The 15,189-nt window shown below is 65.4% G+C and carries 10 protein-coding genes; all 10 read left to right on the top strand.

The window, feature by feature from the left end:
* Positions 1 to 30 precede the first annotated feature (30 nt).
* The 10 genes from clpA (at position 31) to BAU06_RS16270 (ending at position 15,157) form a co-directional block, all read left to right on the top strand.
* Positions 31 to 2,334 (top strand): ATP-dependent Clp protease ATP-binding subunit ClpA, encoded by a 2,304-nt coding sequence (clpA, locus tag BAU06_RS16315; RefSeq protein ID WP_066352013.1) that lies wholly within the window; start codon positions 31 to 33, stop codon positions 2,332 to 2,334.
* Positions 2,334 to 3,680, top strand: coding sequence for a paraquat-inducible protein A (locus BAU06_RS16310; RefSeq protein WP_066352003.1), 1,347 nt, complete (start codon positions 2,334 to 2,336; stop codon positions 3,678 to 3,680). Before clpA ends, BAU06_RS16310 begins: the two co-directional genes overlap by 1 nt.
* A 12-nt stretch (positions 3,681 to 3,692) precedes the next feature.
* Complete coding sequence (locus tag BAU06_RS16305; RefSeq protein WP_066351989.1) at positions 3,693 to 5,393, top strand: PqiB family protein; 1,701 nt, start codon at positions 3,693 to 3,695, stop codon at positions 5,391 to 5,393.
* Positions 5,390 to 6,049 carry a PqiC family protein gene (locus BAU06_RS16300; protein WP_066351980.1) on the top strand — a complete coding sequence of 220 codons (660 nt, stop codon included), beginning with the start codon at positions 5,390 to 5,392 and terminating at the stop codon, positions 6,047 to 6,049. Before BAU06_RS16305 ends, BAU06_RS16300 begins: the two co-directional genes overlap by 4 nt.
* A gap of 167 nt (positions 6,050 to 6,216) precedes the next feature.
* Complete coding sequence (gene putA, locus BAU06_RS16295) at positions 6,217 to 10,029, top strand: trifunctional transcriptional regulator/proline dehydrogenase/L-glutamate gamma-semialdehyde dehydrogenase (RefSeq protein ID WP_066351977.1); 3,813 nt, start codon at positions 6,217 to 6,219, stop codon at positions 10,027 to 10,029.
* A 345-nt stretch (positions 10,030 to 10,374) separates the two neighbouring features.
* Positions 10,375 to 11,529 (top strand): branched-chain amino acid ABC transporter substrate-binding protein, encoded by a 1,155-nt coding sequence (locus BAU06_RS16290; RefSeq protein ID WP_066351976.1) that lies wholly within the window; start codon positions 10,375 to 10,377, stop codon positions 11,527 to 11,529.
* A 100-nt stretch (positions 11,530 to 11,629) separates the two neighbouring features.
* The gene (locus BAU06_RS16285; protein ID WP_066351974.1) at positions 11,630 to 12,559 is read left to right on the top strand and encodes a branched-chain amino acid ABC transporter permease; all 930 of its coding nucleotides are present in this window, start codon (positions 11,630 to 11,632) and stop codon (positions 12,557 to 12,559) included.
* A 50-nt stretch (positions 12,560 to 12,609) separates the two neighbouring features.
* Positions 12,610 to 13,647 carry an ABC transporter permease subunit gene (locus tag BAU06_RS16280; protein ID WP_415834839.1) on the top strand — a complete coding sequence of 346 codons (1,038 nt, stop codon included), beginning with the start codon at positions 12,610 to 12,612 and terminating at the stop codon, positions 13,645 to 13,647.
* Complete coding sequence (locus tag BAU06_RS16275; RefSeq protein ID WP_066351966.1) at positions 13,644 to 14,429, top strand: ABC transporter ATP-binding protein; 786 nt, start codon at positions 13,644 to 13,646, stop codon at positions 14,427 to 14,429. The genes BAU06_RS16280 and BAU06_RS16275 overlap by 4 nt, the downstream gene beginning before the upstream one ends.
* On the top strand, positions 14,426 to 15,157 hold the full coding sequence (locus BAU06_RS16270) for an ABC transporter ATP-binding protein (protein WP_066351962.1): 732 nt from the start codon (positions 14,426 to 14,428) through the stop codon (positions 15,155 to 15,157). Before BAU06_RS16275 ends, BAU06_RS16270 begins: the two co-directional genes overlap by 4 nt.
* Positions 15,158 to 15,189 lie beyond the last annotated feature (32 nt).

Genomic DNA, 15,189 nt, shown 5'->3' with positions numbered 1-15,189 from the left:
TTGTCCGCTTCGATGCGTTATGGAGGAAGCGTGATTTCCCAAGAGCTTGAAGTAAGCCTGCATATGGCATTCGTCGAGGCCCGTTCGGCCCGGCACGAGTTTATTACAGTAGAGCATCTACTGTTATCGCTGCTCGACAACGCTTCCGCGGTGGAAGTGCTGCGCGCGTGCGCGGCCAATCTGGACGACCTGCGTCGCAACCTGCGCCAGTTCGTCAACGAGAACACGCCGGTCATTCCCAGCGGCGCCGAAGTGGACACTCAGCCGACGCTGGGTTTCCAGCGCGTTATCCAGCGCGCCATCATGCATGTTTCCGCCGGGGGCAGTGGCAAGAAACCCGTCACGGGCGCCAATGTGCTGGTCGCGATTTTTGGCGAAAAGGATTCGCACGCGGTGTATTACCTGCAGCAGCAGGGCGTCACCCGGCTGGATGTGGTGAATTTCCTGTCCCACGGCATTACAAAGCAGCCGCAGGTCGAATCCGCCGCGTCGCAGAAGGAACAGCAGCCGAATCCCGAGGAACAAGGCGAATCGCGCCAGTCTCCGCTCGACCAGTACGCGACCGATCTCAACGCCGCCGCGCTGGCCGGCCGCATCGATCCGCTGATCGGTCGCGAGTCCGAGGTCGAACGCGTGATCCAGGTGCTTTGCCGCCGCCGCAAGAACAATCCCTTGCTGGTGGGCGAGGCCGGCGTGGGCAAGACCGCGATCGCGGAAGGCCTGGCGTGGCGCATTACGCGCGGCGAAGTGCCTGAAATCCTGCAGTCCGCGCAGGTTTATGCGCTGGACATGGGCGCCTTGCTCGCTGGAACCAAATACCGGGGCGACTTCGAGCAGCGGCTCAAGGGCGTCCTGAAGCAATTGCGCGGCAATCCCGACGCCATCCTTTTCATTGACGAAATCCATACGCTGATCGGGGCGGGCTCCGCCTCGGGCGGCACGCTGGACGCGTCCAATCTGCTCAAGCCGGCCCTGTCGTCCGGCCAGCTGAAGTGCATCGGCGCGACCACGTACACGGAATATCGCGGTGTCTTCGAAAAAGACCACGCGCTGTCGCGCCGCTTCCAGAAGATCGATGTCAGCGAACCGAGTGTCGAGCAGACGGTGCAAATCCTGCGCGGCCTGAAAACCCGCTTCGAAGAGCATCACAACGTGCGGTATTCGGCCGCGGCCCTGCTTGCGGCCGCCGAGCTCTCCGCCCGCCACATCAATGACCGCCATTTGCCGGACAAGGCCATCGACGTCATCGACGAGGCCGGCGCCGCGCAGCGCCTGCTGCCGCGCTCCCGGCAAAAGAAGGTCATCGGCAAGGTGGACATCGAGAACATTGTTTCGAAGATCGCGCGGATTCCGCCGCAATCGGTATCCAACGACGATCGCAGCAAGCTCGCCACGCTGGAACGCGACCTGAAGACGGTGGTGTTCGGGCAGGATGCGGCCATCGAGGCGCTGTCGGCGTCCATCAAGATGGCGCGTTCCGGCCTGGGCAAGCCCGAGAAGCCGATCGGCGCCTTCCTGTTTTCCGGTCCCACCGGCGTGGGCAAGACCGAAGTCGCCCGGCAACTGGCGTTCACCATGGGCGTCGAACTGTTGCGCTTCGATATGTCGGAATACATGGAACGGCACGCCGTTTCCCGCCTGATCGGCGCGCCTCCGGGATATGTGGGTTTCGACCAGGGTGGCTTGCTTACCGAAGCCATCACCAAGCAGCCGCATTGCGTCCTGTTGCTGGATGAAATCGAAAAGGCGCATCCGGATGTCTTCAACATCCTGCTGCAGGTCATGGATCACGGTACGCTGACGGACAATAACGGGCGCAAGGCCGACTTCCGCAACGTCATCCTGATCATGACCACCAACGCGGGCGCTGAAACGCTGAACCGGCCGTCCATCGGTTTCGCCAACCAGCGCGTGGTCGGCGATGAGATGGCGGAAATCCGCCGCATGTTCACGCCGGAATTCCGCAACCGCCTGGATGCCATCATCCCGTTCGCGCCGCTTTCCCGCGAGATCATCCTGCGCGTGGTCGACAAATTCCTCATGCAGCTCGAAGACCAATTGCACGAGCGGCGCGTGGATGCCGTATTCACGGAAGCCCTGCGCGAACATCTGGCCAAGGAAGGATTCGATCCGCTGATGGGCGCGCGGCCCATGCAGCGCCTGATCCAGGACACGATACGGCGCGCGCTGGCCGACGAACTGTTGTTCGGCAAGCTGGTCGACGGCGGCTCCGTGACGGTGGATCTGGACGAGGACGGCAAGGTCGTGCTTACCTTCGGCGAGAAACCGCCCTCGGATGCGCCGGACGCGCAGGAAGTCGCGTTGGCGGATTAATGGCCCCGGCATCTCCGCTCATCTCCTGCGAACATTGCGGCAGCGTTTATCGCCGCCAGGAGCTGGGCCCAGGTGAACAGGCATCCTGCGACCGCTGTGGCACCGTACTCTGGCGCTATAGCGGGATCCACCCCCCAGGGTGGCTGGCGCTGGCGCTGGCCGCCCTGATTGTTTTCGGGATCGCCAATGCCTATCCCGTGGCCATCATGCGGGTACAAGGCATGGTGCGAGAGGCGTCCCTGCCGGACGCCATCGCGATCACCTGGCAGCAAGGCCATGAAGTCGTTGCCATCATGACCGGGCTGGCGGGCTTCGTCCTGCCTTTGCTGCAGCTCCTGCTGCTGCTGGCCGTCCTGTATCCCCTTGCGGTGGGCGTCCGCCCGCCGGCATTCGCGCTGACGACCCGGCTGCTAGGGCTGCTGGAGCCCTGGAGCATGGTGCCGGTGTTCGTGCTGGGCGTCCTGGTGGCCGTGGTCAAGCTGGCCGGGATGGCCTCCGTCTCGCCGGGCGTGGGGCTGGCCGGCTTCGCCGCGCTGACGGTACTTTTGACCATTCTCGGCCGTCTGTCCTCGCAGTCCCTTTGGCATTATGCGGAGCGCGGCGGCATCGTCGATATCCACCTGCCGCGGCCCGCTTCCGACCATGCGCTGGCGGGCTGCCACGTATGCGGCCAGGTGCAGGCCTTGCCGCTGGCGCATTCCGAAACGGCGCACCGCTGCCTGCGCTGCGACAGCCCCGTGCATTTGCGCAAGCCCGACCATCTGGCGCGCACATGGGCGCTGATCATCGCCGCGGCGATTCTGTATATACCCGCCAACGTGCTGCCGGTAATGGATATCCAATCGCTTTTCGGCGACAGTGCGCATACCATTCTGGGCGGCGTCATAGAACTCTGGCAGACCGGGTCCTGGGACATCGCCTTGATCGTCTTCGTCGCCAGCGTCATGGTGCCCATGACCAAGCTGCTGGCATTGTCCGTGCTGGCATGGCAAGTGCAACGCGGCAGCGCGGCCAATCTGCGCCAGCGCACCCGGCTGTATGGCATGGTCGAATTCATCGGGCAGTGGTCGATGCTGGATGTATTCGTGGTCATCCTGCTGGCCGCCCTGGCGCAGTTCCAGGGTTTGATGAGTATCAGCGCGGCGCCCGGCGCCGGCGCTTTCGGCATGGTGGTCATTCTGACGATGCTGGCGGCGATGAGTTTCGATCCGCGCCGGGGCTGGGACGCCGCGCCCGCGGACGCGGTCCCGCCCACGCCAGGTACGGCGCGGCCCGCTGCCGAGAGCGGCGGGGCCATGGCCACCATGCCGTCCGTGGACAATGCAACCCAGAAACAAGAGGAATAAGGAAGCAGCAGCATGTCTGACGCAGCACCGTCCGGAGACCACCAGCGGATCCGGACCCCGGAGGTCATCCGGCGCAAGCGCCGCATATCGTGGATCTGGCTGGTTCCCTTCGTCGCCGCCGTCGCCGGCTTGTCCCTGGTCGCGCGCACCTGGTTCGAATCGGGTCCCACCATCACCATTACCTTCAAGACGGCGGAGGGCCTGGAGGTCGGCAAGACGCAGGTGCGCTACAAGGACGTCAATATCGGCACGGTGCGCAGTATCCGTCTCAGCGAGGACCGGTCCAATGTCATCGTGAAGGCGGAACTCGTCAAGGACGCCGCCAGTATCGCCCGCGAAGGCACCCAGTTCTGGGTGGTCAGGCCGCGTCTTGGGCTGAGCGGGGTCTCTGGGCTGACCACCCTGTTGTCCGGCGCCTATATCGGCGTGGACGCCAATAACGGCAAGGACGCAAGCGGCAAGCCTTTGTCGGACGAAGAAAAAACCGAGTTCGTGGGGCTGGAAACGCCACCGGAAGTCACGCACGACCGTCCGGGCAAACGTTTCACCGTGCGCGCCACCGACCTGGGTTCGCTGGATGTCGGATCGCCGGTGTATTACCGGCGCATCAGCGTGGGGCAGGTGATCGGTTATCAACTGGACAGCACCGGGCATTTCGTCAATATCCAGATCTTCGTCGATGCGCCGAACGACAAGTTCGTCACCACCGATACGCATTTCTGGAATGCCAGCGGCGTGGATTTCACGCTGAATGCGGACGGCTTGAAAGTCCGTACCCAATCCCTGCTGTCGGTCGCCGTGGGCGGCATCGCCTTCGGGCAACGCGACGACGATGCCACCGATACGCCCGCCAAGGCCGATACGGTCTTCACCCTGTACGGTACGCAGGCGGCCGCCGAGGCTACCGAGGACGGCGAACCCTTTCCCATCGTCATGCACTTCGACCAATCCATACGTGGCCTGAGCGTGGGGGCGCCTGTGGATTTCAACGGTGTCGTGCTGGGGCAGGTGGGCTCCATTTCGATGGACTTCGACAAGGAGTCGAAGCGCTTCTTCGCGGTGGTCCGCGCCGACCTGTTCCCGCAGCGTCTCGGGCCCGTCTACGAACGGGTACGCCAGTTCTCCGAGCAGGAGGACCGCGAGGTGGACGGTACGAAGGTGATCCATCCGGGCGGCCGCCTGCTAGGCGCCATGGTGCAGCACGGCCTGCGCGCGCAATTGCGCAGTTCGAATCTGCTGACCGGCCAGCTGTATGTCGCATTGGACGTTTTCCCGAACGCCAAGCCCGCCAAGTTCGAGATGTCCACGCCGGCGCAGATCCCCACGCAGCCGGGCAATCTCGACCAGTTGCAGCAGCAGATCGCCAACGTCGCGAACAAGCTCGACAAGATTCCCTTCGACAAGATAGGCACGGATCTACAGCGCACGCTGGAGAACACCGCCCGCCTGACGGCGCGCGTGGACAAGCAGCTTGCGCCCCAGGCCGAAGCGCTGCTCAAACAGGCCAACAAATCGCTTGCGGATTTGGGTAATCTATTGGCGCCGGATTCGGCCTTGCCAGTGAACGCCCAGCGTGCCATGGATGAACTGTCGCGGGCCGCGCGGTCGCTGCGCGCGCTGGCCGATTATCTGCAGACCAATCCGGAAGCCTTGCTGCGCGGCCGTGGGCCGGATCCTCTCCCCAACTACGGGGCTACAAGGAGCGGACGATGAAGACGACGATTGCGCGCGCACTGGCGCCGACCATCCTGATGGCGGCGTTGGCCGCTTGTTCCACGTCTCCGCCCGTTCACTACTACACGCTCGTCGTGCCTGAAGCCGGCGCCGCGGCATCCGCCCCGGCATCGCGGCAAGGCACGGCACCGTATCTGCTGGAGGTGCTGCCGGTGACGGTGCCCCCGCAGGCCGACCAGCCGCAGATCATGATGCGTGAATCGGGCGGCGCCGTGGCGGCCTATTATTCCGACCGCTGGACCGCTCCCGTGGCCGATGAAATCCGCGGCGCGCTCTCGTACAACCTGGTGCGGGACCTGGGGGTGCCCGACGTGCAGGCAATCACCGCGCCGGCGGCAGCGCCCGTCTGGCGGGTCCAGGTGGACGTCCAGCGCTTCGATGCGGCGGCGGGCGGAGCGGCGGTGCTGGATGCGACCTGGCGCGTGCGCCCGGTCAATCTGGCGGGCGAGGCCCTGCTTTGCCGGACGGTGGTGGAGCTTCCGCTCGGGGGCAGCACGCCCGCCCTGGCGGTGGCTGCGCAGCAGAAGGCAACGGCGGCGCTGGCGGCCACGATCGCCGCCGGCATCCGGGCGGGCGGGGCGCGCGCCGACGCCGCGGCGCAGCCGGTGCAACTCAATGCCTGCGGGCCCGCCTGACGACGTCGGGAAAGTCCGGGCAAAATTCCACGCTGGGGACGGAAAGCTTTTAGAAATTTGGGGTTAACCTTAATATTGCAAAAGGTATAACCCGCCTACTATCGCGGTGAACCCGATTTGGGCGGCCTTATACGGCCCCTTTTTTCAATAGCGAGTACCGAGTCAGCATGGGCACTACCACACTGGGCGTCAAAGTAGACGAAGCATTGCGCGACCGTCTGAAGGACGCCGCATCCAAATTGAAATGCACGCCGCATTGGCTGCACAAGCAGGCCATCGTCGCGTATCTGGACAAGATCGAGCGCGGCCAGCTTCCCGCGGAGATTGCCCATTTCACCGGCGGCGATGCGCCGCCGGAAGAAGCCGAGCTGCAGCCGCTGGCGCAGGTGCCGCCGTTCTTCGAGTTCGGGCAGGACGTGCAGTCGCAATCCGTGCTGCGCGCCGCGATCACCGCGGCCTATCGCCGGCCCGAACCCGAGTGCGTGCCGCTGCTGCTGGGCCAGGCCCGGATGCCCAATCCCGAGAAAATCCACGCTACGGCCGCCAATCTGGTGCGCGCCCTGCGCGAGAAGCGCACCGGCGGGGGGGTAGAGGGCCTGATCCAGGAGTTTTCGCTCTCCAGCCAGGAAGGCGTGGCCCTGATGTGCCTGGCCGAGGCGCTGCTGCGCATCCCCGACCGCGCGACGCGCGACGCCCTGATACGCGACAAAGTCGCGCGGGGGGATTGGCGGTCCCACGTCGGCGAATCGCCATCGCTCTTCGTGAATGCCGCGACCTGGGGCCTGATGCTGACGGGCAAGCTGGTGGCCGTCAATAGCGAGCAGTCGCTGTCGCGGGCGCTGACGCGCCTGATCGGCAAGGGGGGCGAACCCTTGATCCGCAAGGGCGTGAATATCGCCATGCGCATGATGGGCGAGCAGTTCGTGTCGGGCCAGACCATCTCCGAAGCGCTGGCCAATAATCGCAAGATGGAAGCCAAGGGCTTTACCTATTCCTACGACATGCTGGGCGAGGCGGCCACGACTTCCGCCGACGCCGACCGCTATTACGCCTCGTACGAACAGGCCATCCATGCCATCGGCAAGGCCGCGGCCGGCCGCGGCATCTACCAGGGACCTGGCATCTCGATCAAGCTGTCGGCCTTGCACCCGCGCTATTCGCGCGCGCAGCGCGACCGCGTCATGTCGGAGCTGCTGCCGCGCGTCCGTTCGCTGACCCGCCTGGCGCGGGGCTACGACATCGGCCTGAATATCGACGCCGAAGAAGCGGATCGCCTGGAAATCTCCCTGGACCTGCTGGAGGCGCTTTGCTTCGATCCGGAACTGGAAGGCTGGAACGGTATCGGTTTCGTCATCCAGGCATACCAGAAACGTGCGCCTTTCGTCATCGATTACGTCATCGACCTGGCGCGGCGCAGCCGCCATCGCCTGATGGTCCGCCTGGTCAAGGGCGCGTATTGGGACAGCGAAATCAAGCGGGCGCAGGTCGACGGCCTGGAAGGCTATCCCGTGTATACGCGCAAGGTCTATACGGATGTGTCGTACCTGGCCTGCGCGCGCAAACTGCTGGGCGCGCCCGAGGCGGTGTTCCCGCAGTTCGCCACGCACAACGCCTATACCCTTTCGGCCATCTACCAGCTTGCCGGACAGAACTACTATCCCGGCCAATATGAGTTCCAGTGCCTGCATGGCATGGGCGAATCGCTCTACGAGGAAGTCGTGGGGCCTGTCGCGCAAGGCAAGCTGAATCGTCCCTGCCGCATCTATGCGCCCGTCGGCACGCACGAGACCCTGCTGGCCTACCTGGTGCGCCGGCTGCTGGAAAACGGCGCGAATACGTCCTTCGTCAACCGGATCGGCGACGAAAGCATATCGATCGACGAGCTCATCGAGGACCCTGTGGAAGCGGCGTCGGCCATCGTGCCCTTGGGCGCCCCGCACGAAAAAATTCCCCTGCCGCGCGAGCTTTACGGCAGCGTGCGGGCCGGCGCGCGCGCCAATTCGCAAGGCCTGGACCTGAGCAATGAACACCGCCTGGCGTCGCTATCGGCGGCGCTGCTGTCCAGCACCGCGACGGCGTGGCAGGCCTATCCCACTGTCGGGGCTTTTGCCTGGGACGCGGCGCGCGCGGTGCCGGTACGCAACCCCGCCGATCACCGCGACGTCGTCGGCCAGGTCATCGAAGCCACCGACGCCGACGTGCAGGAAGCGCTGCGCCGGGCGGGGCAGGGCGCATCCATCTGGCAGTCCACCCCGGTCGCCGAGCGCGCGCTATGCTTGCGCCGCGCCGCGCAGATGCTGGAAGAGCAGATGCAGACCCTGCTGGGCCTGATCGTGCGCGAAGCGGGCAAGACCCTGTCCAACGCCATCGCCGAAGTCCGCGAGGCCGTGGATTTCCTGCGCTATTACGCGGAACAAGCCGAGCGCGAATTCGACAATGCCACGCATCGTCCCCTGGGGCCGGTGCTGTGCATCAGCCCATGGAATTTCCCGCTGGCTATTTTCACGGGCCAGGTCGCCGCCGCGCTGGCGGCTGGCAACGCCGTGATCGCCAAGCCGGCCGAACAGACGCCCTTGATCGCGGCCCAGGCCGTCGCCGTCCTGCGCGCGGCCGGGGTGCCGGACGACGCCGTGCAATTGCTGCCCGGCCGCGGCGAAACCGTGGGCGCCTCGCTGGTGTCCAGCCCGGATATCCGTGGGGTCATGTTCACCGGTTCCACGGATGTGGCGCGCCTGATTTCCCGCAGCCTGGCCGAGCGACTGGACGACGCCGGGCACACCATACCGCTGATCGCCGAGACGGGCGGCCAGAACGCGATGGTGGTGGATTCCTCCGCGCTGACCGAACAGGTCGTGCAGGATGTGCTGACTTCCGCCTTCGACTCCGCCGGCCAGCGCTGCTCCGCCTTGCGTGTGCTGTGCGTGCAAGAGGACAGCGCGGACCGCGTGCTGGAAATGCTGCGCGGCGCCATGGCCGAGCTGCGCGTCGGCAATCCGGACCATCTGTCCACGGACGTCGGGCCGGTCATCGATGGCGAGGCGCGGGAAGGCATACAACGCCATATCGACGGCATGCGCACGGCGGGCAAGGCGGTGGTGCAGATTTCCCTGCCGCCGGCCTGCCGTAACGGCACCTTTATCGCGCCTACCCTGATCGAGATCGGCAGCGTGCGCGAGCTCAAGCGGGAGGTGTTCGGTCCGGTGCTGCACGTGGTGCGCTACAAGCGCGACCAGCTGGATGCCTTGCTGGACGATATCAATTCCACCGGCTACGGGCTCACGTTCGGCGTCCATACCCGGATCGACGAAACCATCGCCCACGTGACCACGCGCGTGCACGCCGGCAATATCTACGTCAACCGCAACGTCGTCGGGGCGGTGGTGGGCGTCCAGCCCTTCGGCGGAGAAGGACTGTCCGGCACCGGACCCAAGGCGGGCGGCCCCCTGTACCTGTACCGCCTGCTGTCGGTGCGGCCGGCTGGCCTGCCGGTCGGCGGTACCGCCGGGGCCCTGCCTGTGGTGCTGCCCCTGCCCGGGCCCACGGGCGAATCCAACACATTCCGCCTGGAGCCGCGCGGCACGGTGCTGTGCGTCGCGGCCTCGGAGCAGGGCGCGCGCGCGCAGTGGGGCGCCGCCCAGGCCACCGGCAACCGTGTGCTTTTCGCGGACAACAGCGTGGCGCGCCTTTACGCGCAAAACCTGCCGCCCGCGCAGCGCGACAGCGTCGCCTTCATGCGCGATGAAGACCTGGAAACCGCCGACTACCAGGCCGTGCTGTTCGAAGGCGATAGCGACGCGCTGCGCCTGCTGAGCGGCCGCGTGGCGGCGCGCCCGGGGCCGATCGTGTCGGTGCAGGGCTTGTCCAGCGATGCGGTGGCGCAGGGGCAGTCCTATGTGCTCGATCGCCTCGTGGCGGAGCGTTCCATCAGCGTCAACACCGCCGCGGCCGGCGGCAATGCCAGTCTGATGACCATAGGCTGAGGCGTTTTCCACGCCCGGACCTCGATTCGCGTTGAAAAAGTGAAAGTACCGATGCGGTTCACCCGGACAGGGGTGAATCGCATCGGCGCGCCATATGACATATCCTTCTGCCTGCCATGCGTCACGGATTGCCGGCGCCACGGCGGGGAGGGTAATCGCCAATACCTGAGGCGGTTGGCGCCATCGAAAATCCCCCCTGCCGTGGTGCAACCGCGCCACGGCGCGCCTACCCGGCGCATGGATAAATACGAACAGTGCGAGCCGCGCCATCCGCGTTTCGCGCAAGCAATGGACTGACGGGAATCCCCCGCAGATCTCACAGCCTTATCCTACGAGGAGGAACAGATGCGCTTTATCAAAACCATGCGATCGCTCGCCGTGGCGGTCGCCGCCGGATGTTGCGTGGCCGGGGTCGCGCATGCGGCGGACACGGAAGTCAAACTCGGCTACGCGGGCCCCCTGACGGGCCCGCAGGCACACTACGGCCAGGACATGCAGAATGGCCTGGTGCTGGCCATCGAGGAAGCAAACAAGAAAGGCATCAAACTGGACGGCAAGCCCGTCAAGTTCGTGCTGATTTCCAAGGACGACCAGGCCGATCCGCGCACGGCCGTGACGGTGGCGCAGCAATTGGTCGACGAGGACGTCCACGGCATACTCGGCCACTTCAATTCGGGCACCACCATTCCGGCCTCCCAGGTGTATCACGACGCCGGCCTGGCGCAGATCGCCATGGGCACCGCGCCCGAGTACACCAACCAGGGCTACGACAATACCTTCCGCATGATGACCAGCGACACGCAGCAGGGCGCTGCCGTGGGTGAATTCATGGTGAAGGACCTGAAAGCCAAGAAGATCGCCATCATCGACGACCGCACGGCCTACGGCCAGGGCCTGGCCGACCAGGTGGATAAAGCCGTGAAGGCCGCCGGCGGCCAGGTGATCCGGCGCGAATACACGACGGACAAGGCCAACGACTTCACCTCCATCCTGACCAACATCAAGGGCGCCGCGCCCGATGCGATCTTCTTCGGTGGCCTGGATGCCCAAAGCGGCCCGATGAAGCGGCAACTGGCCACCTTGGGCATGACCATGCCCTTCGTGTCCGGCGAAATGACGCGCAGCGAGACCTTCCTCAAGCTGGCGGGCGAGGCGGCCGAAGGCACCTATGCCTCGCTGGCTGGCGTGCCGCTGGACCAGATGGCCGCGGGCAAGGATTTCGCCGCGGCCTACAAGGCGCGATTCAAGGAAGACCCCGGCGTATATGCCCCCTATGCCTATGACGGCGCGTGGAACATGATCACCGCCATGGAGCAGGCCAACTCCGCGGAGCCCAAGAAGTATCTGCCCATGCTGCGCAAGCTGAATCGCAGCGGAGCGACCAGCCAGCACATCGCCTATGACGCCAAGGGCGATCTCAAGGAAGTCTCCGTGACCGTTTACCAAGTCAAGAATGGCAAGTGGCAAATGGTCAAGACCATGGTAAGTCAGGCGCAATAAGCGCGGCGGCCCGGCGCGACGCCGGGCCGCAACCCCGCCCCGGGGTTCATCCGAGCGCGGCGTCTTCCGTCCGCGCGCTTCGTGTATCACCTGGCATTCCATGGATATCTTCATTCAGCAACTCATAAACGGCCTGACGCAGGGCAGCATGTATGCCCTTGTCGCGCTGGGCTATACCATGGTGTATGGCATCGTCGGCCTGATCAACTTCGCCCATGGCGATGTGGTCATGGTGGGCGCCATGGTGGCGACCACCCTGGCATTGACGCTCGTGGGCGCCGATCCGTCCATTTCGCCCTGGCTGGTATTGGGCGCCGGCCTGCTGTGCGCCGCGCCGGTCTGCATGGCCCTGGGCTGGCTGGCCGAACGCGTCGCGTATCGGCCCTTGCGGCGCGCGCCGCGGCTGGCGGCGCTGATCACCGCCATCGGCGTGTCCATCATCCTGCAGAACGTGGCCATGATGATATGGGGCCGCGATTACGCGCATTTCCCCCAGATACTTTCGCCGCGGGTGTTCGAACTGGGCGGGGCCCGCATCAGCACCCTGCAGATCGCCATCATCGCCATCGCCGCGCTCATGATGGCAGGGCTGCTGCTGCTCGTGCACAAGACCCGGCTGGGCACGGCCATGCGCGCCACCGCGCAAAACCGCGAGGTCGCCGGCCTGATGGGCGTGAACATCAATACGGTGATCTCGGCCGCCTTCCTCATCGGCTCCGCGCTGGCGGCCGTGGCGGGAATGATGGTAACGACCTACTATGGGGTCGCGCACTACACCATGGGATTCATGCTGGGCCTGAAGGCTTTCACCGCCGCGGTGCTGGGCGGTATCGGCAATCTGGCCGGCGCCATGTGCGGCGGCATCCTGCTGGGTGTGATCGAGGCGCTGGGGTCGGGGTATATCGGTGACCTCACGGGCGGCTTCATGGGCAGCAACTACCAGGATGTTTTCGCTTTCCTCGTGCTGGTGCTCGTGCTGATATTCCGTCCCTCCGGGCTGCTGGGCGAACGCGTGGGGGATCGCGCATGATGAGAAGTTCCATTGCACGCGGCCGCATCTCGCCGGCCGCCTGGCTGGGCATGGCGGCCGTCGCCATCGCGCTGGCCGTCCTGCCTTTCGTACTGGGCATGGCGGGGCAGAGCTGGGTGCGGATACTGAATTTCGCGCTGCTCTACGTCATGCTGTCGCTGGGCCTGAACATCGTCGTGGGGTTCGCCGGCCTGCTGGACCTGGGGTATATCGCCTTCTATGCAGTCGGCGCTTATACCTGGGCATTGCTGGCCTCGCCGCACTTCAATCTGCACCTGCCGTTCTGGGCCATCCTGCCGCTGGGCATCGCGCTGGCCTGCCTGTTCGGCGTGCTGCTGGGCGCGCCCACCTTGCGGCTGCGCGGCGATTACCTGGCCATCGTCACGCTGGGGTTCGGCGAAATCATCCGGGTGTTCCTCAATAACCTGAACGCGCCGGTCAACATCACCAACGGGCCGCAGGGGGTCAACCGCATCGATCCCTTCCGCGTTGCCGGTTTCGCCTTCAACCGCACGGAGACGCTCTTCGGCATACGCGTGACGGGGCCGGAAAAGTACTACTACCTGCTGCTGCTGTTGACGCTGGTCATCATGTTCGTGTGCATGCGTCTGCAGAACTCGCGCATCGGCCGCGCCTGGGAAGCCATTCGCGAAGACGAGGTGGCCGCCAAGGCAATGGGCATCAACACGCGCAATATCAAGCTGCTGGCCTTTGCCATGGGGGCGTCCTTCGGCGGCGTGGCCGGCGCCCTGTTCGCATCCATGCAGGGCTTCGTCAGCCCGGAAAGCTTCAGCCTGACCGAATCGATTTCTGTGCTGTGCATGGTGGTCCTGGGTGGCATGGGGAATATCCCCGGCGTGATCCTGGGGGCGGTCATCCTGGCGGTATTTCCGGAGTTCCTGCGCGCGGTCATCGTGCCGGTGCAGCAGGCGATCTTCGGCGACGTGGTCATCGATCCGGAAGCCATACGCATGTTGCTGTTCGGCCTGGCCATGGTGTGCGTCATGCTTTTCCGTCCGGCCGGGCTGTGGCCGTCATCGGTGCGCAAACGCGAACTCGCCCGATCGTCCCAGGGAGGCCAGGCATGAACGCGACCTTGCTCGAAGCCCGCGGCCTGGGCAAACGATTCGGCGGCCTGCAGGCACTGTCCGATGTCAGTTTCGACATCCGCGGCGGCGAAATCTACGGCCTGATCGGCCCCAATGGCGCCGGCAAGACCACCTTGTTCAACGTGCTGACCGGCCTGTACGTGCCGGAAGCGGGCCAATGCGTGTTCGCCGGCGAAAACCTGGTCGGCGCCAAACCGCACGAGATCGCCGCCCTGGGCATGGCGCGCACCTTCCAGAACATCCGCTTGTTCGCCAATCTGACCGCGCTGGAAAACGTCATGATCGGCCGCCACGTGCGCACCCGGGCCGGCTTGATCGGCGCCGTGCTGCGCAACCGCCGCACGCGTGCGGAAGAGGCCGACATCGAGGCGCGCGCCCATGCCTTGCTGGAGTACACCGGCATCGCCGCGCGCGCCAACGATGTCGCCAAGTCGCTTTCGTACGGCGACCAGCGGCGGCTGGAAATCGCCCGCGCGCTGGCGACCGAGCCGCGCCTGCTCGCGCTGGACGAACCGGCGGCGGGCATGAATGCTTCGGAAACCGTGGTGCTGCGCCGCCTTATCGAAAAAATCCGTGCCGATGGCGTTACGGTGCTCTTGATCGAACATGACATGAAACTGGTAATGGGTCTGTGCGACCGCGTGCTCGTGCTGGAGTACGGCAAGGTCCTCGCGATGGGCAAGCCCGCGGAAGTACAGCGCAATCCCAAGGTGATCGAGGCCTATCTGGGCGTGGGCGCGGCACAGGAGGCAGCGGCATGAGCCAGACACCCCTGCTGGAATTGCGCGACCTGGAGGTCGCCTACGGAGGCATCCGCGCCGTGCGCGGCGTCAGCCTGGTGGTCAACCCCGGCGAGCTCGTCTGCCTGATCGGCGCCAACGGCGCGGGTAAGAGCTCGACCCTGCGCGCCATATGCGGTCTGGTTCCCGTGGCGGGCGGCCAGGTGCTTTACCAGGGCCTGCCTATCCACGGACGCCGCTCCCACGAGCTGGTGCGCCAGGGCCTGGTGATGGTGCCCGAAGGCCGGGGCATCTTCGGCCAGCTGACCATCGAGGAAAACCTGGCGATGGGCGCCTATGTCCGTCGCGATCCCGCCGGGATACGCGCCGACATGGACCGTGTCTTCGAACAGTTTCCGCGTTTGGCGGAACGGCGCAAGCAGGCGGCCGGGACCTTGTCCGGCGGCGAACAGCAAATGGTGGCGCTCGGGCGCGCAATGATCGCCCGTCCCACCTTGCTGCTGCTGGACGAGCCGTCCATGGGGCTGGCGCCGCTGATGGTGGAAAAGGTCTTCGAAGTGGTGTGCGGCATCGCCGCCGAAGGCGTCACCATCCTGCTCATCGAGCAGAACGCGCGTCTCGCGCTCGAGTACAGCAAGCGCGGCTATGTCATGGAGTCGGGCGAAATGACGCTGTCCGGGCCGGCGCGCTCGCTGCTCAGCGATCCGAAGGTACGCGCGGCCTATCTGGGCGAACTGGAGACGGCCTAGACCCGGATAGCGGGCGATGAAAGCGGCCGTCA

This window comes from Bordetella bronchialis, from assembly GCF_001676705.1.
In the GTDB taxonomy this organism is placed as follows: Bacteria; Pseudomonadota; Gammaproteobacteria; order Burkholderiales; family Burkholderiaceae_B; genus Bordetella_C; species Bordetella_C bronchialis.
The sequence above is the reverse complement of the archived record's forward strand: the minus strand, read 5'-3'. Positions and strand labels throughout refer to the sequence as shown.